General features: G+C 35.6%; 24 protein-coding genes. 12 read left to right on the top strand and 12 right to left on the bottom strand.

Going from position 1 to position 24,482, the window contains the following annotated elements:
- Positions 1–184: 184 nt before the first annotated feature.
- Together MHB65_RS24910 and MHB65_RS24905 are read left to right on the top strand one after the other, a co-directional pair.
- Positions 185–394: a hypothetical protein gene (locus MHB65_RS24910; RefSeq protein WP_205446249.1), complete on the top strand. Its 210-nt coding sequence runs from the start codon at positions 185–187 to the stop codon at positions 392–394.
- A 187-nt stretch (positions 395–581) separates the two neighbouring features.
- Complete coding sequence (locus MHB65_RS24905) at positions 582–857, top strand: hypothetical protein (protein ID WP_342442079.1); 276 nt, start codon at positions 582–584, stop codon at positions 855–857.
- A gap of 66 nt (positions 858–923) precedes the next feature.
- On the opposite strand, the gene MHB65_RS24900 is transcribed toward MHB65_RS24905, so the two are convergent.
- Positions 924–1,415 (bottom strand): hypothetical protein, encoded by a 492-nt coding sequence (locus MHB65_RS24900; protein ID WP_342442078.1) that lies wholly within the window; start codon positions 1,413–1,415, stop codon positions 924–926.
- Positions 1,416–1,571: 156 nt separating this feature from the next.
- Between MHB65_RS24900 and MHB65_RS24895 the strand changes: the two genes are divergently transcribed.
- The 6 genes from MHB65_RS24895 to MHB65_RS24870 all read left to right on the top strand — a co-directional run bounded on the left by MHB65_RS24895 (position 1,572) and on the right by MHB65_RS24870 (position 7,896).
- The gene (locus MHB65_RS24895) at positions 1,572–1,721 is read left to right on the top strand and encodes a hypothetical protein (RefSeq protein ID WP_243456363.1); all 150 of its coding nucleotides are present in this window, start codon (positions 1,572–1,574) and stop codon (positions 1,719–1,721) included.
- 138 nt (positions 1,722–1,859) lie between these two features.
- On the top strand, positions 1,860–2,417 hold the full coding sequence (locus MHB65_RS24890; RefSeq protein ID WP_342442077.1) for a sigma-70 family RNA polymerase sigma factor: 558 nt from the start codon (positions 1,860–1,862) through the stop codon (positions 2,415–2,417).
- Positions 2,414–3,349 (top strand): hypothetical protein, encoded by a 936-nt coding sequence (locus tag MHB65_RS24885; protein ID WP_342442076.1) that lies wholly within the window; start codon positions 2,414–2,416, stop codon positions 3,347–3,349. Before MHB65_RS24890 ends, MHB65_RS24885 begins: the two co-directional genes overlap by 4 nt.
- Positions 3,350–3,420: 71 nt before the next feature.
- Positions 3,421–4,188 (top strand): nucleotidyltransferase domain-containing protein, encoded by a 768-nt coding sequence (locus tag MHB65_RS24880; protein WP_342442075.1) that lies wholly within the window; start codon positions 3,421–3,423, stop codon positions 4,186–4,188.
- A 387-nt stretch (positions 4,189–4,575) separates the two neighbouring features.
- Complete coding sequence (mqo, locus tag MHB65_RS24875; RefSeq protein WP_342442074.1) at positions 4,576–6,057, top strand: malate dehydrogenase (quinone); 1,482 nt, start codon at positions 4,576–4,578, stop codon at positions 6,055–6,057.
- A 759-nt stretch (positions 6,058–6,816) separates the two neighbouring features.
- Positions 6,817–7,896, top strand: coding sequence for an ankyrin repeat domain-containing protein (locus tag MHB65_RS24870; protein ID WP_342442073.1), 1,080 nt, complete (start codon positions 6,817–6,819; stop codon positions 7,894–7,896).
- A 414-nt stretch (positions 7,897–8,310) separates the two neighbouring features.
- Here MHB65_RS24870 and MHB65_RS24865 read toward each other — a convergent pair whose 3' ends face one another.
- The 6 genes from MHB65_RS24865 to MHB65_RS24840 form a co-directional block, all read right to left on the bottom strand.
- Positions 8,311–8,979 (bottom strand): hypothetical protein, encoded by a 669-nt coding sequence (locus MHB65_RS24865; RefSeq protein WP_342442072.1) that lies wholly within the window; start codon positions 8,977–8,979, stop codon positions 8,311–8,313.
- Positions 8,980–9,126: 147 nt separating this feature from the next.
- Positions 9,127–9,534, bottom strand: coding sequence for a MarR family transcriptional regulator (locus tag MHB65_RS24860; protein ID WP_342442071.1), 408 nt, complete (start codon positions 9,532–9,534; stop codon positions 9,127–9,129).
- Positions 9,535–9,690: 156 nt separating this feature from the next.
- Positions 9,691–10,347: a hypothetical protein gene (locus MHB65_RS24855; RefSeq protein ID WP_342442070.1), complete on the bottom strand. Its 657-nt coding sequence runs from the start codon at positions 10,345–10,347 to the stop codon at positions 9,691–9,693.
- Between the two features lie 2 nt (positions 10,348–10,349).
- Positions 10,350–10,757, bottom strand: coding sequence for a permease prefix domain 1-containing protein (locus tag MHB65_RS24850; RefSeq protein ID WP_342442069.1), 408 nt, complete (start codon positions 10,755–10,757; stop codon positions 10,350–10,352).
- Entirely contained in the window at positions 10,754–11,083 is a 330-nt protein-coding gene (locus tag MHB65_RS24845; RefSeq protein ID WP_004233468.1) for a PadR family transcriptional regulator, read from the bottom strand. Before MHB65_RS24845 ends, MHB65_RS24850 begins: the two co-directional genes overlap by 4 nt.
- Before the next feature lie 180 nt (positions 11,084–11,263).
- A complete protein-coding gene (locus MHB65_RS24840; RefSeq protein WP_342442068.1) occupies positions 11,264–12,454 on the bottom strand; it encodes a M14 family metallopeptidase in 1,191 nt (396 codons plus the stop codon).
- A 184-nt stretch (positions 12,455–12,638) separates the two neighbouring features.
- Here MHB65_RS24840 and MHB65_RS24835 point away from each other — a divergent pair, with 184 nt between their 5' ends.
- Positions 12,639–15,380: an ATP-binding protein gene (locus MHB65_RS24835; RefSeq protein ID WP_342442067.1), complete on the top strand. Its 2,742-nt coding sequence runs from the start codon at positions 12,639–12,641 to the stop codon at positions 15,378–15,380.
- A gap of 5 nt (positions 15,381–15,385) precedes the next feature.
- A complete protein-coding gene (locus MHB65_RS24830) occupies positions 15,386–16,240 on the top strand; it encodes a protein-glutamate O-methyltransferase CheR (RefSeq protein ID WP_205446234.1) in 855 nt (284 codons plus the stop codon).
- A gap of 608 nt (positions 16,241–16,848) precedes the next feature.
- On the opposite strand, the gene MHB65_RS24825 is transcribed toward MHB65_RS24830, so the two are convergent.
- Positions 16,849–17,997, bottom strand: coding sequence for a fused response regulator/phosphatase (locus MHB65_RS24825; protein ID WP_342442066.1), 1,149 nt, complete (start codon positions 17,995–17,997; stop codon positions 16,849–16,851).
- 125 nt (positions 17,998–18,122) lie between these two features.
- Positions 18,123–19,130, bottom strand: coding sequence for a hypothetical protein (locus MHB65_RS24820; protein WP_342442065.1), 1,008 nt, complete (start codon positions 19,128–19,130; stop codon positions 18,123–18,125).
- Positions 19,131–19,244: 114 nt separating this feature from the next.
- Between MHB65_RS24820 and MHB65_RS24815 the strand changes: the two genes are divergently transcribed.
- Positions 19,245–20,504, top strand: a complete 1,260-nt coding sequence (locus tag MHB65_RS24815; RefSeq protein WP_342442064.1) for a GNAT family N-acetyltransferase — start codon at positions 19,245–19,247, stop codon at positions 20,502–20,504.
- 17 nt (positions 20,505–20,521) lie between these two features.
- On the opposite strand, the gene psiE is transcribed toward MHB65_RS24815, so the two are convergent.
- The gene (gene psiE / locus MHB65_RS24810; RefSeq protein WP_342442063.1) at positions 20,522–20,974 is read right to left on the bottom strand and encodes a phosphate-starvation-inducible protein PsiE; all 453 of its coding nucleotides are present in this window, start codon (positions 20,972–20,974) and stop codon (positions 20,522–20,524) included.
- 207 nt (positions 20,975–21,181) lie between these two features.
- Between psiE and MHB65_RS24805 the strand changes: the two genes are divergently transcribed.
- The gene (locus tag MHB65_RS24805) at positions 21,182–21,406 is read left to right on the top strand and encodes a hypothetical protein (protein ID WP_004233486.1); all 225 of its coding nucleotides are present in this window, start codon (positions 21,182–21,184) and stop codon (positions 21,404–21,406) included.
- Positions 21,407–21,458: 52 nt separating this feature from the next.
- Here the strand turns inward: MHB65_RS24805 and MHB65_RS24800 are convergent, their stop codons facing one another.
- The gene (locus tag MHB65_RS24800) at positions 21,459–23,189 is read right to left on the bottom strand and encodes a cache domain-containing protein (protein WP_342442062.1); all 1,731 of its coding nucleotides are present in this window, start codon (positions 23,187–23,189) and stop codon (positions 21,459–21,461) included.
- 194 nt (positions 23,190–23,383) lie between these two features.
- Positions 23,384–24,367 carry a GMP reductase gene (guaC, locus tag MHB65_RS24795; protein WP_342442061.1) on the bottom strand — a complete coding sequence of 328 codons (984 nt, stop codon included), beginning with the start codon at positions 24,365–24,367 and terminating at the stop codon, positions 23,384–23,386.
- Between the last annotated feature and the right edge of the window lie 115 nt (positions 24,368–24,482).

The raw sequence follows: 24,482 nt of genomic DNA, 5'->3' as shown, positions 1-24,482 counted from the left end.
AAGAAAATAAGATTGCAAGCGACTTACGAACAATTAGAAATTGAAAAAGCCTCAACACTATACTTAGCTAAATAAAAAAAATAATGCACATTGTTTTTTTCTCATTGGACAAACTTTAGAATGAAAAGTTCCTAAAACACATAAACAGTTTTAAAGCTTTTCAAATAATCGATGGAGGATGGTTATGTCAAATATGAATACAAATCGTAACAAAACAACAAATGGTACGAGAAGTGCAAATAAAACAAACCAACAGCGTCAGAAACTTCATCGTGAGGAGTTTGGTGCTGAGTTTGAGCTTGATTCAGCTTCAGCACAGATTAACAACTTTGCTGAAACACAAGGAAAAACAGGTAGCAAGCAACCAGCCAGTGAGAGGACTGCCTGGCACTAATTTATATTTGACAACTATTTTTACATTGAGGGGGGAACTAAGGCAGTAGCCTTAGTTCTTTGATTATAGCCTGGGAAATATTGTGTTTTGTAACTTGGCGTTATTTTCTTCCATACATATTTTCGGGGCACTTCATAATACTACATCTAGAACAATGAAAACTTTTTAAGAAGGGAAGATGTATACATTGGCTAAGCACTCCGATACAAGTTGGAAGCAAGATCACCCTAGTATATTGTTTAGTAACTCCGTGCTAAAGGCAGATCGTTTGTTGAAGCATGCTAAATCACATCCAGAGGAAATAGCGCTAGAACATGCTTTCAATCAAATTAAGCATGCTGAAAATGCACGTTTCAATGCAGAGCAATATGGTGAACATTTGGATATTGTGCAGCAAAATAAAGAAAGCCTAGAGCAAATTAAACAGCAATTACATGAAATGAAAGACGATATGAATAAGTAATAACAGATAAAAACGGCTTAAATTCTCATAGTGAGGTTTAAGCCGTTGCTCATTTCAATGATGAGGTTAACACCAAACTATGATTTCGTACGGTGTGGTTTGGGCAGGAATACTTCTAGTGGAAGGGCCATAAATGACAATGAGGTTTCGATTTGCAGGATTATTGGAAAAAGGCTGCCCATTTTTAAGTGAGATAACCGTAGTGGGGGAAAGTTTTAATTGTAATTGTCCATCACTACTTAGCAATTGATGATTAAAAAAATCTACCTTTACATTTTGATAGTTGCTATCTTTAACAATAATTAAAGCACGATATTGAGGTGGGTAAATCATTGGAACAGGTGCATCTCCATCATAATATCCTGTTACCCATTCACCCGTTGTAACAATTTCACGATTAACAAAATAGGTGGAGGGAGAAATAATAAAATTGACAACCCCGCCAGCACCATCTTCTAAGGTCATCATTTTATAACAACCGTTCTTATCCCCGTTTTGCCCTACAGGAAAATCACTGATTTGAGTGATGACACCTCGAAAAGATTTAAAATTGACCATAGCCATTCCTTTCTTACATATTTCTCTTTTGTAGCGTATCATTTTAGTTTATGTAGCATTGTAAAATTAGGTGACAGGCAGTTAATAGGGATGCTATTTCATCCCAATCCATCTATACTTAACATGCTTACTATTACGTCAGAGGAGTGGAATCTATTGAATTGGATTTCTAAAAATAAGAAAATCTTTCTATTATTAATTTTTGTTATCGTTGTCATTGCAGGTGTACTCGATATTAAATATGAGGGCTTATTCTTTCAGCTATTACCAACATCTATGCAAACATTTTTAGCTGGTTTATTTTAATATGTTGAGAACCGTACCTTATAAGAAGGACGGTTTTTTTATTAAGGAAGGTTTTTTAAAGAAATTTTTCATTACATGCAACCAATTGTTTGGATTATCTACTTTATAAGTAAGAGTACATAAAAGGAGAAAAAGCAAATGGACGATGAAAAAATAGTTGCTTTATATATACAACGCTCACAGCAGGCTATTTTGGAAACAAGGGAGAAATATGGAGCATACTGTAGAGTAATTGCGAGAAAAATCTTGTCAAATTTGAGGGATGTTGAAGAATGTGAAAATGATGCCTACCTAGCTGCATGGAATACAATCCCACCACAAATACCAAGAAAACTATCTATTTTTTTAGGGAGAATCATCCGTAATATTGCGCTAGATAAGCACAGCTATAATACAGCAAAAAAGAGAAGTAATGAATTTGAGATGATTCTCGCAGAGCTGGAAGAATGTCTAGCTTCCTCTCACACAGTAGAAACATCCTATGAAGCTGGTGAAGTTGCACAATACATTAGCCAATTTTTATACACCCTAGATGAACAATCTAGAAATATTTTTATTCTGAGATATTGGTACTCCTATTCTATTAAAGATCTCTCCTTACACTTTCAAACGAGTAGTAGTAAAGTAAAATCCAACTTATTTAGGACACGTAATAAACTAAGATTTTATTTGGAAAGCGAGGGGATACAGATATGAAAAAAGAGGAGCTGTATCGAGAGGTTGGATTAATAGAGGAAGAGTTAATTGAAGCTGCCAAACATGATGTAAAGAAAAAAAGTTTTCCTAAAAAATGGCTGGCTGTGGTAATAAGTATGATGATCATAAGCTCCGTTTCTACTGCCACAATAGCAGCAGCTTACTATAAACATCAAAATAATGAGCTTTATATTCGTTATTTATCGGCAGAGGATATGGAATTAATGCCGGCTACAGAGTATGATGCAGAGAAATTTCTAAAAGCGCTAGATAGCGACAAAGAGGAGTATATCTATATTGCAATCAATAGATTGATCGAGAGCTATAATAATGAAAAGTTTAGAAATAAGGCGTTAAAGGCTATTCAGCCCTTTATACAAAGTGATAACGAAAAAATTGCGAATGCGGCTATTTTTGCAGTCGATATTTTATCAGGAAGCTTTAAAAGTCAGTATGTATATAAATTAGCAGATGGGAGTATCTTTTTTACTTTATTCAATAATTACTCTGACTACGGAAGCCAAAATGTTCTTTGGCGGATAAAAGATGATGTGCTAGAGGCGTATTCCAGTTTCTCCAGCCCCTCTATGTATATTAAAAAAATAATCCCTTCACCTGATCAAAAGTTAGTCGCCATTGTCACCAATTCTAATAAAAGTGAATTTGTCGAAGTAATCAACGTGGAAGAGCGTATGGTAAGTCCAGAGTTAGTTGAATCTTCTAGGGTTAAATATGGTGCTGAACAAGGTTTAGATACTTGGATTCGAACAGATCATGAAAACTATAGCTATGTGGATCATCTTAAATGGAAGGGAAATGCAACGATAGAATTTGAAGCTAGCCTTTCCTATGATGACACAGCGATTATTAAAAATGTGTTAGTTACTTATGAAATTAACCCAAAGAAATTAACCGTGAAAGAAATTGAATAATGACGTGGAAAGTAAAACAGATTTTCTATTTTTTGAATAGTATTGTTGAAAAAAAAGGAAGTGAATGATCGATGGCAAAATGGACAATGGCCTTAGAAACATTCTTAAAAGATTGGCAAGACAAAGAGGAAGTTGTAGGAGCACTCGTTTGTGGGAGCTATGTTACTGGAAATCCTTCTAAACGCTCTGATATTGATGTCCATATTATTTTGGCAGATAATGTGGAGTGGAGGGAAAGGGGCAATCGTGTTATAGATGGCTTTTTAATTGAATACTTTGCGAATCCACCAGGTCAAATTCGGGGATATTTTCAAGATGATTTTAAAAAACGAAGAACCATGTCGATGGTGCAATTTAAAACAGGTAGAATTTTATTTGATTATACTGGAATAATAAAAGATTTGAAATTTGAAGCAGAAGAGCGCCTCAAAGAAAACTATAAACAAATGAATAAAACGCTCTTAGAAATAAAAAAATATGAATTATGGGATGCACTAGACAATTTAAAGGATTGTTATGAGCAAGAGAGAAAGGACTTTTCCTTTACCTACCATCACTCATTAGCCATTTTGTTTTTAGCGTACTGTCAGTTTTTAAATCTAGAAACGATACCCTTCTATCAAATCCATGCCTATCTGGAAGATCCAATATACCTGCAAAAATATAGTAAGTCGGCTTTTCCAGATGCTGACTTTAAAGAAATTTTTATGAGAGCAATGCAAGAGGACCATGCTGAAAAGATGATGGCACGATATGAAGCATTAGTGGATTATGTGTTAATACAAATGGGCGGTTTTCATATAGATGGATGGTATGTAAAAAGTCCAATCGATAGTTAAGCTTGAAGGATGGAAGTTAGTTCAGAAACAAGACGAGCTACATATTTTTATGTTATTATACAGATATAATAATAAAAAGAACCTATTTTTTATGAAAATGTCAACCATTTTTAGGCCGATTATTCCATTAAGCTTAAATTATTCAATTTTTATTTAGAACAAAAAGTGATTTTTTTGCTTGAATTATGAATGGAAAGGCTCGAAAAAAGCTGATAACTCTCATATAAATAGTTGATATTTTATTCTTGAACTAATTGTGATAAACTGCAATAAGGTAATAATTGATACAGAAATGGTGTGCTCCAAGGTTGCTCCATGGCTACAGTACTTCTAAAGTGGGAGTGCTTACATCCTTTCTGCAAATCTTAATATATAAGGAAGGTAAAAATGAGTAACAGACAAATTAAATCAGATGTTATCTTAATTGGTGCCGGAATCATGAGTGCAACTTTGGGAACATTACTCAAAGAATTAGCACCAGGTTGGAAAATTACAGTGTTTGAAAAGCTTGAAAAAGCAGGCGAAGAAAGTTCTCACGAATTAAACAATGCGGGAACTGGACATGCTGCATTATGTGAGCTGAACTACACATCAGAGAAAAAAGACGGATCAATCGATATCAAAAAAGCGATTAATGTTAATGAACAGTTCCATGTTTCAAGACAATTCTGGTCGTATCTTGTAAACAATAAGCTGATCAATAATCCACAAGACTTCATTATGCCTTTACCACATATGAGTTTAGTACAAGGGAAAGAAAATGTTGAGTTTCTAAAGAAACGTCATGAAACGATGACAAAAAATCCTTTATTTGAAGGAATGGAATTTTCTAATGACCCTGAAACACTAAAAAAATGGATTCCACTTATTATGGAAAATCGTCCTGCTGGTGAAGACATTGCTGCAACGAAAATTGACACTGGTACAGATGTTAACTTTGGTGCTTTAACACGTATGTTAATTAACCACTTAAAAGCAAAAGATGTTGATGTTAACTACAATCATAGTGTTGAAAGTTTAAAACAAGCTAGTGATGGTACATGGGAAGTACGTGTGCATGATTTAGACGGCTGTAAAATGGAATATCATTCAGCAAAATTTGTCTTCCTTGGAGCTGGTGGAGGAAGCCTAGAATTACTACAAAAATCAGGTATTCCTGAAGGGAAACATATTGGTGGATTCCCAATTAGCGGTTTATTCTTACAATGTAATAATCCAGAAGTGGCTGAACAACATCATGCAAAAGTGTACGGAAAAGCAAAAGTTGGTGCTCCACCAATGTCAGTTCCGCATCTTGATACTCGTTATATTGATAATAAAAAATCATTACTATTTGGACCATTCGCAGGTTTCTCACCGAAGTTCTTAAAAACAGGTTCAAATATGGATTTATTTGCTTCAGTAAAACCGCATAATATCACAACATTATTAGCGGCAGGCGTAAAAGAAATGGGATTAACAAAATATTTAATCCAACAACTTATGCTTTCAAAAGAACAACGTATGGAAGAACTACGTGAGTTCATTCCAAATGCGAAGAGCGATGATTGGGATATTACCGTAGCTGGTCAACGTGTACAAGTTATTAAAGATACAGAAGCTGGCGGTAAAGGAACACTTCAATTCGGTACAGAAGTTGTAAGTGCTTCTGATGGCTCGATTGCAGCTTTACTTGGAGCTTCACCAGGTGCATCTACTGCTGTACATGTTATGCTTGAAGTTCTTAATAAATGTTTCCCTCAACATATCAAGGAGTGGGAACCAAAAATTAAAGAAATGATTCCATCTTATGGTTTATCATTAGCAGAAAACCCAGAGCTTCTAAAAGAATTACATGCAACAACAGATAAAGCACTTGGCTTAAAATAAAAGTAAGTCATGTAAGCGTTTAAGAAAGAGCTCTCAATCTACTCAGATTGAGAGCTTTTTTAATGTTGAAAATGGATTTCCGTTGCAGGCTACTTGCTTTCCTGTGGGCGAGCGCCGAATCGCTTCCTCCGCTACCGCTCCGTGCAGGGCTTCGCCTGTCTCGCTATCCCACGGGAGTCAAGTAGCCTTCCACTCCAACCCACAAAAGTGTTATCTTTTTAGCAAAGGTTTTCAGCTAAAGTGAAGGTGTTCACTACTCTTTATGAAGAGGTGTTGTCACGCATCACTTCTCCACATTAAAAATAAGTGCCTCTCCTCTCTCTAATAAGACAAATAGTGGGCTATTTTGTTCACTACTACTAGTATGAAAGACATTTTCAGAATGGTTGATTGGAGTGGAGCCAGCGTCACTCCTAGGGGATTTAGCGTCACAGAGGAGACCCTGGAGCGAACGTTAGTGAGTGAAGCGGCTCATCGGACGCCCCCTGGAAAGGACGCTGGCGGAACGGAAATCAACCTCTCACCTTGCAAAGTTACTTTTTCTGCCGTTTTCTGCCGTTGACATCATCTTTTTTTAATTAGAATATATCCTTTCCTGGGAAATTTTTAATCCAGTTGTGTTCTTTTTAATAAAAGAACCGTCAAAATTAATATAAATCTTGCCTTGTATTTTATGACACTATAGCTCTATGTCCCATTGTTTTGTAAGTGGTTGTTTTCTATACTTTTTATAAATGTTAGAAGGGAGCCCATCTATAGATGATTAAGCTACAAGATATTGGAACATTTCAAGAACTACCAGAGCTTGCAATGCATATCTATACTGGCAATATTACTGCTTTGCAGGCTGCGAGGGATAAAGGCTGGAATATTGAAGAAGAGATACGTTTAAGTCCGCATACATCATTAAGCCCGTTGGATTTAGCATTGATTGCACAAAGATTTGAGGTAGTAAAAGTATTAGTTGAATATGGGGTCAATTTAAATGTGGAAAAAAATCCTGCTTTTTTAAGAGCTGTTCGATATTGTAAGGAAACTATCGTACGTTACCTTGTTGAACAAGGGGCAAGATTAGATGGCTGTAATCAAGTTGGATCTGGGGCCTACTCTCAGGCGTACTATGGCAATAAAAGAAATATCCCACTTATTCATGAATTGGGACTTGATATAAAGCTGCATGGGGGAGTTGTATTACGTCAGGCTGTGTCGAATTTTGACAGGAAAACTGTCACTTATTTACTTGATCACGGAGTAGATATTAATTATCAAAAGCCTGACATGGTCTATCCCTATGAGGCAACACCATTAACAATTGCAACACGAATGGGTAATATCGCTATGGTGAAATACTTGATTGAACGAGATGCAACTGTCACTTTAGCGGAGAAAGATGGGGAGAGGGCTTATACAATTGCAGTAGGTATGAAAAATATGGAACTAGCAAATTATTTGAAGGCTCTAGAACCTATTGAATTTCATACTTTAGAGAACAAAAAAGAGGCATTAAAAAAATACAAATTACCAGATGAATTGGTGAATTTTCTGACAGACGATCGATTGCATCTCGAACTTGCACCAAATGACTATGGCATTCACTATATCGATTTTTTTAAACTAACCGATACAATTGAGATGAAGTTGGGTCGTCGAAAGCTCCTTCTTCTTTCCGCAAATATCGACAATTATTCTGATTTGCAAATAGTCTGGAATCCAAAAGGAGAGGGGCAAGTGGGGTGCTATGATGTAGAGCATGAGGAATATGCTGATTTATGTAGTTTTAAAGAATTTCTTGCTAGACCAGAAATATACCTTATCCATTTTCTTGAGGGGGAGCTTTAGCCGTGCTGATAAAAATGTGAATCAGCTAATAAAATGATCCTTCATGCTGTTCAATATTTTATGTGTTCTTGTAATAAATTTAATTTAAAGTTGTTGAGAGTAAGCATATTCTCCGCCCAAAAATATGCTTACTCCTTTTATTGCTCTATATTCGAAGGTTTGATAAACAAAAAACTATAGAACGTTTAATATATGTGGCACAAAAGAACAGCAGTAGAGCTATTAATAGTGAGAAGGGAATGCTGAACATAACTGGAAGATCTACGCCATACCAGAGGCCCATTTTAATTTGTTCTAGTCCGAAAGTTCGTAAAAAGCCAGCGATTATGGATAAGCCAGCACTGAAAAGTAATCCAACATAAAGTACAGATAATACCACTAAAGCTAATAAGCAAAAAAAAGCCTTTAGCATTTTTAGGAGTGCCACTCTTTTTCCCTCCGTATAATGTGATGCACCTTTGCACTTGAAGCAATCGAATAATCATCTGTGTAGGAAAGTGTCCCGATTACACAATTTTCCCCTACTTGTACCACTTCACCTTCCACAAACTCAGCCTTTGTATTAGAGAATTGTAGGTGTTTACCGCTTACCGTGTGACAACGTAACATTTTCTTAAATAATGGAAGAAGCGTCATCTTATCCTTTTCGATTATCACATTTTCAGCCATTAACCTGCCAATTTCACTTTCTCCTGATAACTTCAAATGAAAATGATGAGCGATTATTTCCGCAGCCTTCACTATTCCTATAGCGTCAAATTGCTCGCTTTGTAATTCCCCCTCAACCATTAGTTTTCCAGAACTATTGATTTTTTGGATTAGACCATTACGTATTTTAATATTACCGGCATTTGTCAGTTCTTCGATTTCACAATAATCCTTTAACACACACGAGCCAGTGCTGTTAAATACCTGCGCAGTAACTGGATAATAAAAGGAGCTATGACCATGTGTGGACACTTTTTTTAAGTGTACTTCTTGATGTAGCGATACAGCTCCTCGAATATTTAATTGTTCATAACCAGCATCCAACTGTTTAATAGTGCCATTCGTTTGTGTTAGGGTACGGAGTTTTTGAAACAAAAAATTCACCTCATTATAATTTAATTAATATATATTTTAATAATTAAAATATATATTAATTAAATTATATGTAACTTCCATTTGTCAAGAACAAAAGCATTGCCTAAAAGTTGAGTAATAAAAAAAGGATTTCAATTTGTTGAAATCCTAAAGAATTTTATTCATTAATTGGTTTACTTCACGTAAGATATTGGCCATGTCTATCAGTTTATCCTGAGAAAACTTTAAAAAGATTTCTTGGACTTTCATGTCACCAGTATTTGTTAAAGCCATGATGACCACACGTCGATCATTATTTTCTCTAATTCGTTGTATTAGCTCTAGCTTTTCCAATTTATCGCACATGGAAGTTACAGCTCCGGGGGTTACACTAAAGAAATCAGCAATTTCTGTTGCCTTCATCCCATCATTTATTTTTAGTTGCAGAAGCAATATTAATTGGTTTTGTGATAACGCTTCCCCTTCAGATAAAAGATCTACAAACATTTTTGACTTCTGCTGTATTTCTAGCATTTCTTTCATAATAATTTCTACATTGTTTAGACTTTCTGCCATATAATCACGTCCGTTAAAATATTTAATAAGTAAATTATATAGCAATTAAACAAATGATGTCCATGTTGGAAATACAAGTGCCAATAAAAGTAAGGAGGTCATGATTAAGACAAGATATTTAATGAACTTTTTAAAAGTTTTCATAGAATACCTTCTTTACATGCGTTTCATAAAAGTAGCATGATACATTCTTCTTTTATACACATAAAAGTACATACTTAGAGGCCACCATAGCGTAACAAAAATAGGGTAGATTGCCCATATAACATCTGGTGAAGAAACAACGTTTACTGTAATGAAAAAGATACTAATTAGTATAGTAGCTGTAACGGAGAATGCTACAAAGGTTTTTCGTTGTGCGTGATATAAGGCTAGAGGCCACCATATCACTAAAAATGCAGGATAAATTGCCCAAGGGTATTGAGGAGATACAATGATATTCAGTATAGTGTAATAGATGATTGTAGAAGCACAGCCAATTAGTGCTGTTTTTAACGTTTTAGCCTTTTCATCTAAGTACATTAGGATTGGCCACCAGATAATTGGATAAATAGCATAGACAAACCATAAATGATTGGGTGCGTATAAATAATTTTCAACTATAAGAAACGCAATAATTAAGGCACTACAAACGATTGAGTATTGTTTATACAATTTTTTAGCCATAAAGAATAAAGTAATTGGCCATAGTAGTAGCAATAAGCATGGGTATATAAACCACATTGTTTGAGGAGATGTCGTATAATTAACAATCCCTAAAAAAACCATTGTCATCAAGCTCCCAGCTATAGAAAAGTTAATAAAGTTCCTCATGTTTATTCACCCCATTTCTTGCGGGACCACACAAAGTACATAGATAATGGCCACCAAAGAATGGCGAAAATCGGATAGATTGCCCAAATTGTATGTGGTGTGTAATAAAGATTAATAAAAATAAAAAATGCAATGATTAAGCCACTACCCCAAATTGAAAATTCTAGATTTAATTTTGCCATGTTTTTCTTTGCTGGCTCTTTAACACCTAATTCTTGCTTTAAGTCTTCAATATCTCCAAATTCTACGATGGCTTTATTGATGGCATCTTCTTGTTCTTTCCCTTGATCCATCAAATAAAATACTTTTTCTTCAAGATTTTCAATGATTTCTTGTTTAACCATTTCCGTTTCGTTATTACGAGGAATGTCTTTAAAAAGCTCATCAATATGGTTTTTTATTCTTTTCATTCTAAGCCCTCCATAAATAAATCGATTATTTCTTTTACTTCCGACCATTCTTTCACTAGCTCATTTAAATAGGCTTTACCTAATGAGGTAATACGGTAATACTTTCTTTTGCCTCCGTGTGAGACATCTCCATAATAGGCTTCAATAATTTCCTTTTTTTCGAGACGTTGAAAAACAGCATACAAAGTTGCTTCCTTGATTTGAAACCGATTGTTTGTACGGAGACTTATTTCCTGAGAAATTTCGTAGCCATAACGGTCTTTTTCTGAAATTAGCCGTAAAATAATCGAATCCAAATGTCCTCGGATAATATCACTGCGAACCATAAGTCACCTACTTTAATTTATTGCTCTATCTGACAGAGTAATAGTAACAAACATTACTCTGTCTGTCAAAGTAATTTATTTCACTTTTTTAGCCATGACGAGACCGTCCTATAAAAAAACTCCATTCGCAGAAAAGCCCAAAAGGACCGTTTCTTAGTGAATGGAGTTTGATTACTCTTTTTACATATACAACGCAGCAAGAAAAATCCCTAAAGATTCCTTGTAAATGTCATCAAACTGACTGACTGGTAAAGGGTTTGTGCCACTGCCTAACTCAACAGTGAAGCCAGGTCTACGCCAATCCTGGATAAACCAATCCTTATAGCCAGCATAGCTTCCAGCAGATTGAACGGGCTCATAGCCACTTACTCTACTAAATTCATTGACAAGAACCTCTGATTCGGGGGGCTCTAGATTTTCAAAGCCCCAATATATGACGCGTCCCTGTGTGTGAAAGGCTAATACTCTAGAAAAATCACGTTGCTTGGTCAAATTAGCCATTGCAATGGCTTCAGGTTCAGATAATGGTCTTTCACCTCCATAATCTCTTGGCCCTGGTGTTTTTGGATTACGGGCACTTTCAAGCTCCCATTCTGCAGGAAATTGGTCATTTAGATCAATTCCATGAATGTTTGCTTTCCAGCCAGAAAAATCAGCGCTATCATTATTCCATGCAATCAGTTGATTTCTTAACGCTTCATCATTTGGTGGGCCTTGTATCACTAAATCAACCCCATCAGGATTCACCATTGGTACGATGGAAAGGAATGCTTGCTGATAAAGAGAGAATGGAGAAATACCACGAATACTACTTTGATTGGTGAGAGCGAGCAAATAGTCATTTAAAAATGTTAGAATAATAGGTGTAGTAATCCATTCGTTCGCATGGAAGGAGCCATTATAGTGAACACGTTTTGCACCATGGCCAATTGTCAGCTCAGGTAGCTCTTTCCCTAAAACGGAACTGCCAATGTTTGAACTATGAAGAAAAGGATAGGCATCAAGGAGCTTTCTGAGATCATTCATCATACGGGTATACGTGTAATTTTGCTTACCTTCAACTAAACGCCATGTAATCCGTTGAGGTATGCGAATCATTTGACCGATTTGTAAGCGATTTGGATTGAGACCAGGATTAACGAGTAATAGGGCGACTAGGGGAAGGTTTCGACTCTGGGCAATCCGCCAAAAAGAGTCCCCTTGTTTAATTTGATAGTTGTTGGTCACAAAACCAGGAATCCGAACGCGTTGTCCAACTCTTAAAAATTGGGGATTTATATTTTCATTGGAATCTAAAATGAGTTGAAGAGGTATTTTAAACACTTCACTGAAATGCCAAAGTGAATCTCCTGGCCTTACGATAATATCCACATGTTTTCTCTCCTTAATTAGAAATAGTTCAATATAAAATGTATATGAAAAATGCATAGACTTATTAATACAAAATAAGCAAAATTTCTTGTTACGAGTCCTAAAAGAAGAGCTAATCAGTTATTTTTGCATGTATACTAGTAATAATAATAGAGTTCAAGAAAGGTAAAGGTAGGAAAACCAAATGTTAAATAGATTGAAATTGGGTATACGCTCAAAGATTACATTAGGTTATATCGTAATCATTCTTTGCTTACTTGCGACGGTTGTCATATTAAATAATCAAATTACATCTCTGCAAAAGGAAAGAAATTATATTATTAAGTACGATTCCAATGTTCTATCTTTAACGAACGAAATTGAAAAATATATATTGGATATGGAATCGAGTCAGCGTGCTTTCATCATTACGGGTAAGCAAAGTTATTTGGAACCCTATGATAATGCAGCTGAGAATTGGAAAATAGATTTTAATGATCTCTATCAACAAATGAAAGATAAACCAAATCAGCAGGACAAACTAAAAGAGATAGAGGAAACAATTGAACATTGGATTGCCACTGCAGGCGAACCAACTATTCAATATAAAAAGGATAATAATGTAGAAGCATTAAATGAGTTTTTTAAAGTAGATAATGGTCGTCAAGATATGGAGAAAATGCGCAAATTATTTGATTCATTCCGCGCCACTGAAAATGCTTATACACAGGCAAAGGCAAGTCAGTTAGACAAACAAAATAATAAATTAACAAGTGGTTTATTTGGGATCTTAATTTTAGTGTCTACAATAGCCATTGCAATAGCTAGTGGAATATCCCGTTCGATAGTAAAAACGATAACGGAAGTAACACAAACGATTCAGGAAATAGCCGCTACAAAAGGTGATTTCAAGAGAAGAATCCATGTGAATACTAATGATGAAGTGAATGAACTTGCTGATGCAACGAATAATCTTTTAGAGTCAGTGGAAAAGAGAGAATGGCTACAAAGTAATGTTGCTGAAATCGTGACAAATTATCAAGGCATTTCAGCAATTACAAAATTGGCGGAAACCTTCCTGTCAGAAGTAGCACAGAAAACACAAGCATCACTTGGCGCATTCTATGTTCGAGAAGTAACAGAGAACCAAGTACAATTTGTGAAAAAGGCTGCTTTTGCTGACACAGATGATAGTGTTGGCATGGAGAGCTTTAAAATAGGACAGGGATTAATCGGTCAATGTGCATTAGAAAAAAGAGTGTTATTCTATGATAATATTCCAAAAGACTATCGTTTAATTAGAACAGGAATAGGTGAAATAAGACCACAAAATATTTTATTGATCCCTATTATTTTTGAAAATGAAGTCATAGCGGTTGTTGAAATAGCAACAATGGCTAAATTCAGTAAGTTACAGCAAGAATTAGTTAGACAAGTCACTGAAACCTTTGGACTAACAGTGAATAGCGTTCTAGGGCGTATGGAAATTGTTCGTCTATTAAATGAATCGAGAGCAATGACAGAGGAATTACAGGTTCAATCAGAAGAGCTTCAGACACAATCAGAGGAATTACAAATGCAGACGGAAGAGCTGACAATGATTAATGAGCAGCTTGAAGAGCGCACGAAAGAGGCTGAGTCTAAATCAAGAGAGCTAGAGAAGGCGAAGAAGGAATTAGAAGAAAGTGCAGAGCAACTTATTCTTAACTCCAATTACAAATCCGAATTTTTAGCTAATATGTCACATGAATTAAGAACACCTTTAAATAGCATATTAATCTTATCAGAGATGCTAGCAGAAAATAGCCAACACAACCTAACAGACGAGGAAGCAGAATTTGCTAAAGTTATTCATTCTTCAGGGGAGGACTTGCTTGCTCTAATCAATGACATTTTAGATTTATCTAAAGTCGAGGCTGGAAAGCTTGATATTATTTTTAATGAAGTCAATATGAGCGAAGTACCTGTGCAAATTGAACATACCTTTGCACCAGTTGCGATGAAGAAAAACTTAGCATTCCATATTTCAAAGGCAGATCATGTAGTAGATATATTCTATACAGATGAAAAGAGATTCCAGCAAATCTTAAAGAATTTATTATCTAATGCCTTTAAATTTACTGAGCATGGATCTGTCACATTAGACATTAACCAGCTTACACCACAACAACTAACAAACAATATGCAGGATATAAGTACAGATTGGCTAGAAATTACTGTTTCAGACACAGGAATAGGTATTCCGAAAGACAAACATCAGCTGATTTTTGAATCATTCCAGCAAGCAGATGGAGCTACAGTTCGAAAATATGGTGGAACAGGCCTTGGACTTTCTATTTGTAAGGAGTTTGCCAAATTACTTGGTGGCTGGATTACGTTGCAAAGCGCTGAAGGACAAGGTAGTAGCTTTAGGTTAACAATTCCAAGTCTACCAAATGGAATCGAAGAGGAGCATTGCCAAAAGCTTGCCATGAACGAAGTGGCTGCTACGACGGTGAAAGAGGAAGAAGCAACAGAGCAACCACAAGCAATGGAAGAAGCTCTCCAACAAGAGGTAGAGGTTTTTCAAGGGAAGAATATCTTAATCGTTGATGATGATAACCGTAATATTTATGCGTTGAAAACAGCATTAGAAAAAAGAGGTATGCATATTCTAGTTGCCAAAGATGGGCTAGAATGTTTAGAGGTCTTGCAAGCTAATCCTGATATTGATCTTGTTCTGATGGATATCATGATGCCTAATATGGATGGCTATGAAGCGATGACTATAATTCGTCAGCAAATGAAGCGTATTGATTTGCCGATCATTGCATTGACTGCTAAGGCGATGAAAAATGATCGTGATAAATCATTGCAGGCAGGTGCATCTGATTATATTAGTAAGCCATTAAATTTAGATCAATTAATATCAGTTTTAAGAGTATGGTTGGTTTCTAAGGGGAGTTAATGAACATGGAACAATTTCAGCCTTTGGAGCAAAATATACAATTAAATAAGCAGACAAATTTAGAAATTGATTTGTTACTAGAGGCTATTTATCGTTTATCTGGTTATGATTTTCGTCAATATAATCGTTCATCCATTTCGCGTAGAATCTACAATAGAATGGGGATCAATAACATTCCAACGATTTCTCGCGTACAGGAAAAGGTCATTCATGATAAAGAATTTTTAGAGCAGCTATTGAATGATTTTTCGATAAATGTAACGGAGATGTTTCGTAACCCTAGCTTTTTTAAGGCTTTTCGTGAAACGGTCATCCCAGTTTTGCGAGAATATCCAGAAATCCGTATTTGGCATGCAGGGTGTGCGACAGGTGAAGAAGTATATTCTATGGCCATCTTGCTGCAGGAAGAGGGGCTTATAGAGAGAGCTGTTATTTATGCAACAGATATGAATGAGCAAGTATTAGAAAAGGCTAAGAAAGGTGCTTTTCCAATTCATAAAATGCAGGCATATACGAAAAACTATATGCTGGCTGGAGGTGCCCATGCTTTTTCAGAATACTATCAAACAGATTATCAATATGCTTACTTCCATCCAACATTATTGAAAAATATTATTTTTGCTCAACATAATTTAGTAACAGATCATTCATTTAATGAATTTCATGTCGTCCTGTGCAGAAATGTTCTTATTTATTTTTCACCTAAGCTGCAGAGTCAGGTACATCAATTGTTTTATGAAAGTCTAAGTGACGAAGGATTTTTATGCTTAGGGGATAAAGAAACATTGCGATTTGAAGAGGTCATTTCAAAATATAGTGAAATTGCAGGCAACGAAAGAATTTATCAAAAAATGTATTAACGAGTAAGAGGCTATCTATAACTGATAGCCTCTCATAGTGTTGAAAAACAAAACCATCAATAGAATTTTTGTGAAAGGTGAAAATGGTTTCCGTTGCAGGCTACTTGCTTTCCTGTGGGCGAGCGCCGAATCGCTTCCTCCGCTATCGCTACGTTTAGAGTTTTGCCTGTCTCGCTATCCCACGGGAGTCAAGTAGCCTTCCACTCCAACCTACAAAATATTAACTTTTTAGCAAAGGTTTTCAAATAAAGTGAAGGTGTTCACTACTCTTTATGAAGGGGTGTTGTCATTACACATTGAAAATAAGAGCCTATCTAATTATACAAATCATGGGCTAATTTGATTACTACGGCTAGCTAGTATGAAAGATAAGGAAAAGCCACTTTTGCAGAATGGTTGATTGGAGTGGAGCCAGCGTCACTCCTAGGGGATTTAGCGTCACAGAGGAGACCCTGGAGCGAACGGAAGTGAGTGAAGCGGCTCATCGGACGCCCCCTGGAAAGGAAATCAACCCCTCACCTTGCTAAAGGGTCTTTTTTTTGCTAGTGACATGATCTTTTTCAACAACATGAGAGGCTATCTATAACTGATAGCCTCTGCTTTTTTATTTATAGAGAATTAGTGCTAGCTTGAATCATTAATACACACATATCATCAGGCTGATTTTCTTGTTTATCCTTAGGTAATAGGTTATCGATTAGGCATTGCGAATAATCCCACTTGGAGGATGTTAGCGTTTGCAAATGCTTTTCAGATTCTATTTCACAAGGTCCCATCGCCTCTAATACACCATCAGTAAATAACACAATTTGAATATCATGCTCATATTGAATATATTGCTTTTTCACTTTAATTTCATCGAAGAAGCCGACTGCACAGCTACCCTGATTTAATGGAATACATGTTTTTTCATCGATTAGTGCATAGCCAGGAGGATGGCCAGCATTTATGTATTCGACTGTTTTGTGCTCTGTATCAATGATTAAATAAATCGCTGTAAAATAATAAAGATTATTCTCTTTACCATCTTGCAATAGTGTCATATAACGATTCAGTTCCTTGATGACAAGTTCGGGTTCAATCAATTGCTTAACCGCCTCTCTTAGAACAGAGGAGATGAACATACAAACAAGCGCTGCAGATATACCGTGACCCATCATATCCAATAGTATAATGGCATAACGATGATCGTCTATTTTGTACCAATAATACATATCCCCTGCTAAATTAGAGGAGGGTAAATAGGAAACCTCAATACGGATGTCCTTCTCATTTAATGGTGGACTAAGAAGACTTCTTTGTACATGGGTGGCTAAATCTAGTTCATATTGTATTTTCTTTTCATGCTGTGTGTGCCAGTCTAATTCCGCTTTTAAACGTAAGGCAACACGCATTCTGGCAAGTAACTCTGTTTTATTAATTGGTTTTGTAATATAATCTACGCCACCGATGTCTAGGGCTTCTGCCAGTTTATTTTTATCCTCGAGTGCTGTGACAAATATGATTTGAATATCTTTCAATCTCTCATTTTGCTTAATACGTTTGCAGGCCTCAATACCATCTACTTCCGGCATCATAATGTCTAACAAAATTAAATCTACTGAATTTCCTGTCGGATTGGGTGCATCTAATTGTAAATAATCAAATAGCTCATAAGCAGATGAAAGAGAAACACAGTTATCATAACCTGCATTTTTTAGTATTTTTTCAATGACAAATAAATTGACTTGATTGTCATCTACTAGAAGAATGGTCATAGTAATTTCCCCTTACTCTGATTGAATTGTGCAGATTATTTTCATGTATATAAAATACTTTCAACTTTATCATTATACAAAACATCAGAGAATAAAGGTATTTTAGCGATTTCAATAGGGGGATTTTATACTCTCGCTTTTTTAAATCCTTGATAGATATCAAATGCATTTGCTAAAACAGCAATAATTATACTAAATAGTAGGATTTTATCTATAGTAAAGGCAACCTTAGCTGATGTTGTTTCTAGGATAGCAGCCATGTATGGAATGGAGGCACTATGAATAAAATCTTGGTGCATCGCCATTAAAATAAACACGATCGTTCCTACACTTTGAAGTAGTGCATTAGTGATGGCGATAGGCACTGTCCACTGACCCGCACGCCATTTTAAAAAAGTTAAAGTGAGACTAAGGATAATACATAGTAAGACTACAGGAACAAACGATTGTAAAATATTTTGATTAAAGATTGGCATAACAAATTTCAAGCTCCCGTTGTCATTTGTTGTATAAATACCTAAAAGACGATAGGCATTCCAATAAACAAAAGAAAAAATAATGATTCCTAGAAGGCTAAAAATTGTGTCACTTAAAGTAATGATTTTATCTTTGGGAATCTTTTTAATCTGTACTAAATCATCAGGTGACCATTGCTTGGTATCTTTCAAAATGGGTAGGGAAATCTTTTCAGCACCAGAGCGTTCCTTAATGATAAAAATAACTGTAACCCAAAACAATACGTGAAATAATACAGCAATAATGGCAACAATGATTCCCACAAAGGCTGTAATAATGGCTGTGAGAAGTGCTTCTTCTCCCGAATAGAGCACCATTTTCTCTATTACTTGAACAATGATCGTAATGAGAATTGCCCAAGGAATAACTAGCTTGATGGTTCTTGTATATTGATCAAAAATCTCTGGACCAATTAAAAAACGGGGAGTATCCTGATAGCTTGCAGCAACCTCTACAGGGCTTCCGAGTTTCTTGAGTACTTCCTTCACCTCGGATTCTGAATATTGCTCTGGCAACATATCCTCAATTGTAGCTTTTAGTTCAACCTTGATTTTCTCACGTTTATTTTTATGTAGCCTTTTAGACACTTCGTGAATATAAGAATCAATTAAAGTCATACATTTTCCTCCTTTACTCATTTTCAGTACTCATTATTTTGTCGTGGTAATATATGTTATTATGGGGTATAAAAATTCATAAATAACATGCAACAATGTGAAAATGGAGGGGACATGATGAGAGTTGTAGAGAAATTAGTAAAAGAACAAGATTTTGTATCCTTTGTGAATATCGTTGTAGGAGCCTATCCAGGAAGAATGGATGGGGCACACACAACAAAAGAACAGCTGACAAAGCACTTTATGCAAAATCAGAGCAATGATGAATCTCTTCAATATTTTGGACTATGGGAAGATGACAAGCTCATTGGCGGTATGCGACTACATGACTTTCAAATGAACCTGTTCTCTACAATGCTACCAATCGGTGGGGTAGGGCTTGTTGCAGTTGACTTATTACATAAAAAAGAGAAGGTTGCAAAAGAATTAATCCAACATTTCTTTAACATCTTTTTAGAAAAAGATATTCATTTTGTGGCTTTGTATCCGTTTAGACCAGACTTTTATAAGAAAATGGGTTTTGGCTATGGACCGAAAATCTATCAATACTTGGTAGAGCCTTTAAGCTTCCCTAAAGGGCCAACCAAAAAGCACCTAAAATATTTGACAGTTGCAGATCAGCAACAGCTAATAGATTGCTACAACAGAGTAGTAGCTAAAAAACATGGGATGTTTTTTAAAACACAACCGGAGCTATCCTTTATTTTTAATAATCCAAACAACTATGTGATTGCAATGGAACAGGAGGGTACAGTACAGGGCTATATTGTTTTTTCTTTTAATAAGCAAAGCGAGAGTAATTTTATGCTAAATAATTTGGTGATTAAAGAGTGGATCTACGAGACTCCTGAGGCTTTGTTAGAGCTTAGTACATTTTTAAACAGTCAAGCAGACCAGGTAAACCGAATTGAATGGAATACACAAGAAGAAAATGTACATTTCTTTTTAGGGGATGTAAGAAATGGGACAAATCATTTAATTCCAAGTGTCTACCACGCAAGTGCTGTGTCTGGGGTTGGACTAATGTACCGTATTATTAATGTGAAAGGCTTTTTTGAAGAGCTAAGAACACGCAATTTTAACGGTGTCACCTTGACATTTAAATTGAATGTTACGGATTCGTTACTTGCTAAAAATAATCAGCAACTCATTGTTGAGGCTGTTAACGGCACAATTAAAATAATAGATAGTGGTAGCTATGACGTTGAAGTCACGTTAGATGTGGCTGAGCTTTCGTCACTGGTAATGGGTGTAGTAACGGTCCAAGAGCTATTTATGCTTAGTCGAATACAGGTTAGTGATAATCAATATTTACAGGCTTTACAGCAATTTTTCTATGTGTTTGAAAAGCCTACATGTATATCGGCATTTTAGAATGGTAGTGAGAGCTTTTAATCTTTTTTGATGAGAATGGATGAACGTGTTGGTCTTTCAAGTGGCGTGATATTAATAATAAAGTAGCTTATGATTAGGATTAGGATAATTAATGAATAGATTAGAGTATTTAGAGGGTGGTCATGCTCCACAATAATTAATCGAATCATCGCTGTGATACCGATATAAATAAAGTATCGGAGTGGAAAATGGTAGTCCTCCTTAAAATATTTAATAATCATTGTGATGAATTCAAAATATAAAAAGAAAATAAGAATATTGGCAAGGAATAGTTTATAATCACCATCTTCCTTAGCAAATAGTAATATTTTAAGAAATTCAATTAGCTCCTTAAATAACAAAAAAGAAAGAATCAGTGCTAATAGTACAAGGCAAACATTGAGAAAGAGCTGTAGAGATTTCGGCACAGCTTTAATGAGCTGTAAATAAGTCGTACTTTTTTGATTCATCCAATTCCTCCAATCGATTTTAGTAAATACATCATCATATGGTTGAGTAGTAGAGTATTATGATATAAATATAACAATTTGCCGTAAATCTTTTCTGTTTTTTTTGTAAAGTTTTGGTATATTTTTATGAAAGAAAGTTTTCAAAATAATTTAGTGGTATGCTAAAATAGATGTGCATGAATATAAAATATAAAAGGGGTTTTTAAAATGGCAAAAGCTGCAAAAACTGATGCGAAAATTACACCAGAACGTTTAGAAGAAGCGTTAAATGTTCGTGATCGTCTTATTATCGAGCTATTGGTACAAGTACTTGATGAAAAATTAGTAATTGAGCGCCCTGTATTACGTGAACGTCTAGGAAACCTTGTAGATCTTGCTGATCATGATGCAGAGCTTAAGGAAACAATCCACGCAGTAATTAATAAACTATAATGTTAAGAAGAATGCTACGGATATGCGTAGCATTCTTTTTATATGGTATTTGTCATGTAAAGCGTTCTACTAAGTCGTACATACGCTCTGCCTCAGTATGAAGCTCCATAGAGGAGTGCATGATAGACGTCACCGCTGACTTCTGTTCGTCAATGGAGGCGTTAATTTGTTCAGTAGCCGCGGCAGATTGTGTAGCGACACTTGCTATTTCATTAATAGCATTCATCACAACTATTCGATTTTCCGCCATGTCATTCATTCCTTTGTCTAGAGAAACAAGGTGCTTTGTAATATCATGAATGGAATCTGCTAGGAAAGTAAAGGCTCCCTTTACTTCCGTAATCGACATTGCCTGATTTTGTGAAAGTTGGAGCGTGTGTATCATTTTTGCATCTGAATTAGCAGTATCAATCTCAATACGCTGTAATAGATTTCTAACACGGTTAGTGGCTTCATTTGTATCCTCTGATAAATGGCGGACTTCCTCAGCTACGACAGCAAATCCTTTACCATGTTCTCCCGCACGAGCTGCCTCAATACTTGCATTTAGCGCTAACAGGTTTGTTTGTTCAGAAATGGATGTAATGGTTTGTACCACTTGATGAATTTCTTTCATTTGGCTCGTCAAGCTTGAGAAATTTGTACGTAACTCCTCAATTACTTGTGTAAATTCACTTGAATTTTGCAGTAATACATCTACTTTTTGTCTACCATTTTCTTGAGATTGATTAATGATATTCATATTTTCAGTAATCTCACCATATTTATCTGTAGCATTTGAGATAAGTGAAGACAGAGTTTCAACTTTACTAATGGCCATTTCTGCTTCTTCAGCTTGTACAACGGCTCCCTTAGAGATGTCATTGATTGCTTGATGAATTTCGTCAGCAGAAGCAGTAGTTTCCTCTGTAATGGCACTCAGCATTTCTGAAGAAACTCGCATTTGGGATGCACTATCCTTTGTGTTGTTGACCATTTCGTGCAAGCTATGTTTCATATTATTCACGTTACTAGCTAGTACGCCTAGTTCATCCTCTGTAGTAACAGGTATGTCATCACCAGTTAGCTTGCCTTTAGCAATATCAGATGTGATCACCATAATTTTTCGTATATAGGTTGTCATTCGTCCAGAGAAGAACCAGAAGAGTGATACACCAATAATCGTTGCAAGGATTGTCATACCCAGTGTGTAATATAAAACATTATTAGTACCTGCATTAAAGTCCATTTCGTATGTACCAGCTGCTATAATCCAACCCCAATGCTTGTCCATTTCCACATAAGTAATTTTAGGCGCAACTATTTCAGGATTTGAGGGAAGAGCCCAATCATAACGTACATATCCTCCTCCGGCTTTTGCTGCTTCAATCATTTCTCTTACAAAATAGCGTCCATCACCTGTTTGTAAATCTGAAATATCTTGTCCTTCAAGAGATGGATGGGTTTCAACCATACCGCTATCTTGGAAAGCATAGAAATAAAAATTATCTCCATATTTGACAGGATTATCGATGGATCGTTTATTATCTTCAATTTTTTTACCAACAATCTGTGTTCTCGCACTTTCCTGAGCTTCCTCTAGCGTTATTTTCCCATTTTGAACTTGAGTGTCTAACTGTGCAATTAATTCAAGTATGCCAAGTGTGCCATTTTTAAGACTATCTCGACCTACCTGATCGAGTTCTCCTTTCACCACAATATAATTGACGGTTCCAACTAGTCCTGTTGATAGTAGAATAACTATAATGGCAAGACTAACAAGTTTATTACGTACTGACTTCATTAGAAACAACCTCCGTCCCTTCATTACTTCAATATAGTTCTATTATAATATATAGTTTTTTAATAAAATAGAAAATTCTGAAAATAAATACCATATTTTAATTCTTCACATTAAAAGAGATAGGTCTCCAAAAAATCACCCCAATCAAGAGTAAGTGGCTCTTGATTGGGGTGATGTTAGCGGGTATACACTAATTAGTACACTTTATCTCCGTTGAAAATGGAGTTTTTCACGATTACATAATCAACATTTCGAATAGCCTCTAGCTTTGTGCCACCAGCATAAGAAATAGATGACTGTAAATCTTGTTGCATCTCGATTAATGTATCTTTGATGCTACCTTTATGTTCAACGTACATTTTCTTACCTTCGACGTTTTTACGTTCGCCTTTTTGGAATTCAGAAGCAGAGCCGAAGTATTCCTTCACTGTTCTACCTTCGATTTCGATTGTTTCACCAGGTGATTCTTCATGACCAGCAAATAATGAACCGATCATTACCATTGAAGCACCAAAACGTACAGATTTAGCGATATCGCCATGTGTACGAATACCACCATCAGCAATGATTGGTTTTGTAGCAGCCTTTGCACACCAACGTAATGCAGCTAGTTGCCAGCCACCAGTACCAAAACCTGTTTTGATTTTAGTAATACATACTTTACCTGGTCCAATCCCAACTTTCGTAGCGTCTGCACCAGCATTTTCAAGCTCACGCACCGCTTCAGGTGTCCCTACGTTACCTGCAATGACAAAGCTGTTTGGTAAATGCTTTTTAATATGTTGAATCATACGAATAACAGCATTTGAATGACCATGTGCAATATCAATTGTAATAAAATCAGGTACCAAATTAGCAGCTGCTAATTCTTCGATAAATGTATATTCCTCTTCTTTTACACCAACGCTGATAGAAGCAATTAAGCCATTTCCTTGCATCTCTTGAATAAAGTTTCGACGAGTTTCTGGTTGGAAACGGTGCATGATATAAAAGTAACCGTTTTCAGCAAGTTTCTTAGCTAGATTTTCATCGATAATTGTTTGCATATTTGCAGGTACTACTGGAAGTTTAAATGTGTGTCCACCTAAAGTAACTGAAGTATCACATTCTGAACGACTTTCTACAATACATTTTGCGGGAATTAATTGAATATCCTCATAGTCAAATACGTTATCCATTATATACACTCCTAAAATACGAATATTTTTTAAGATTTAATTTAAATTGTTCGCCATTTGGTAATTTACATGATTTTTGAGTAAATGTCAAAGCTTTTGCGAAAATAAATAAAAA

It is taken from the genome of Lysinibacillus sp. FSL K6-0075 (assembly GCF_038592945.1).
In the GTDB taxonomy this organism is placed as follows: Bacteria; Bacillota; Bacilli; order Bacillales_A; family Planococcaceae; genus Lysinibacillus; species Lysinibacillus fusiformis_F.
This window is presented reverse-complemented; position numbering and strand designations above follow the sequence as displayed.

Excerpts from the sequence above, each read along its gene's own strand:
- MHB65_RS24820 (WP_342442065.1), bottom strand. The coding sequence starts at position 19,130 with ATGACTTTAATTGATTCTTATATTCACGAAGTGTCTAAAAGGCTACAT.
- mqo (WP_342442074.1), top strand. The coding sequence starts at position 4,576 with ATGAGTAACAGACAAATTAAATCAGATGTTATCTTAATTGGTGCCGGA.
- guaC (WP_342442061.1), bottom strand. The coding sequence starts at position 24,367 with ATGGATAACGTATTTGACTATGAGGATATTCAATTAATTCCCGCAAAA.
- MHB65_RS24825 (WP_342442066.1), bottom strand. The coding sequence starts at position 17,997 with ATGACCATTCTTCTAGTAGATGACAATCAAGTCAATTTATTTGTCATT.
- MHB65_RS24860 (WP_342442071.1), bottom strand. The coding sequence starts at position 9,534 with ATGGCAGAAAGTCTAAACAATGTAGAAATTATTATGAAAGAAATGCTA.
- MHB65_RS24870 (WP_342442073.1), top strand. The coding sequence starts at position 6,817 with ATGATTAAGCTACAAGATATTGGAACATTTCAAGAACTACCAGAGCTT.
- MHB65_RS24855 (WP_342442070.1), bottom strand. The coding sequence starts at position 10,347 with ATGAGGAACTTTATTAACTTTTCTATAGCTGGGAGCTTGATGACAATG.
- MHB65_RS24830 (WP_205446234.1), top strand. The coding sequence starts at position 15,386 with ATGGAACAATTTCAGCCTTTGGAGCAAAATATACAATTAAATAAGCAG.
- psiE (WP_342442063.1), bottom strand. The coding sequence starts at position 20,974 with ATGAATCAAAAAAGTACGACTTATTTACAGCTCATTAAAGCTGTGCCG.
- MHB65_RS24815 (WP_342442064.1), top strand. The coding sequence starts at position 19,245 with ATGATGAGAGTTGTAGAGAAATTAGTAAAAGAACAAGATTTTGTATCC.
- MHB65_RS24890 (WP_342442077.1), top strand. The coding sequence starts at position 1,860 with ATGGACGATGAAAAAATAGTTGCTTTATATATACAACGCTCACAGCAG.
- MHB65_RS24845 (WP_004233468.1), bottom strand. The coding sequence starts at position 11,083 with ATGGTTCGCAGTGATATTATCCGAGGACATTTGGATTCGATTATTTTA.
- MHB65_RS24910 (WP_205446249.1), top strand. The coding sequence starts at position 185 with ATGTCAAATATGAATACAAATCGTAACAAAACAACAAATGGTACGAGA.
- MHB65_RS24900 (WP_342442078.1), bottom strand. The coding sequence starts at position 1,415 with ATGGTCAATTTTAAATCTTTTCGAGGTGTCATCACTCAAATCAGTGAT.
- MHB65_RS24835 (WP_342442067.1), top strand. The coding sequence starts at position 12,639 with ATGTTAAATAGATTGAAATTGGGTATACGCTCAAAGATTACATTAGGT.
- MHB65_RS24805 (WP_004233486.1), top strand. The coding sequence starts at position 21,182 with ATGGCAAAAGCTGCAAAAACTGATGCGAAAATTACACCAGAACGTTTA.
- MHB65_RS24880 (WP_342442075.1), top strand. The coding sequence starts at position 3,421 with ATGGCAAAATGGACAATGGCCTTAGAAACATTCTTAAAAGATTGGCAA.
- MHB65_RS24850 (WP_342442069.1), bottom strand. The coding sequence starts at position 10,757 with ATGAAAAGAATAAAAAACCATATTGATGAGCTTTTTAAAGACATTCCT.
- MHB65_RS24885 (WP_342442076.1), top strand. The coding sequence starts at position 2,414 with ATGAAAAAAGAGGAGCTGTATCGAGAGGTTGGATTAATAGAGGAAGAG.
- MHB65_RS24800 (WP_342442062.1), bottom strand. The coding sequence starts at position 23,189 with ATGAAGTCAGTACGTAATAAACTTGTTAGTCTTGCCATTATAGTTATT.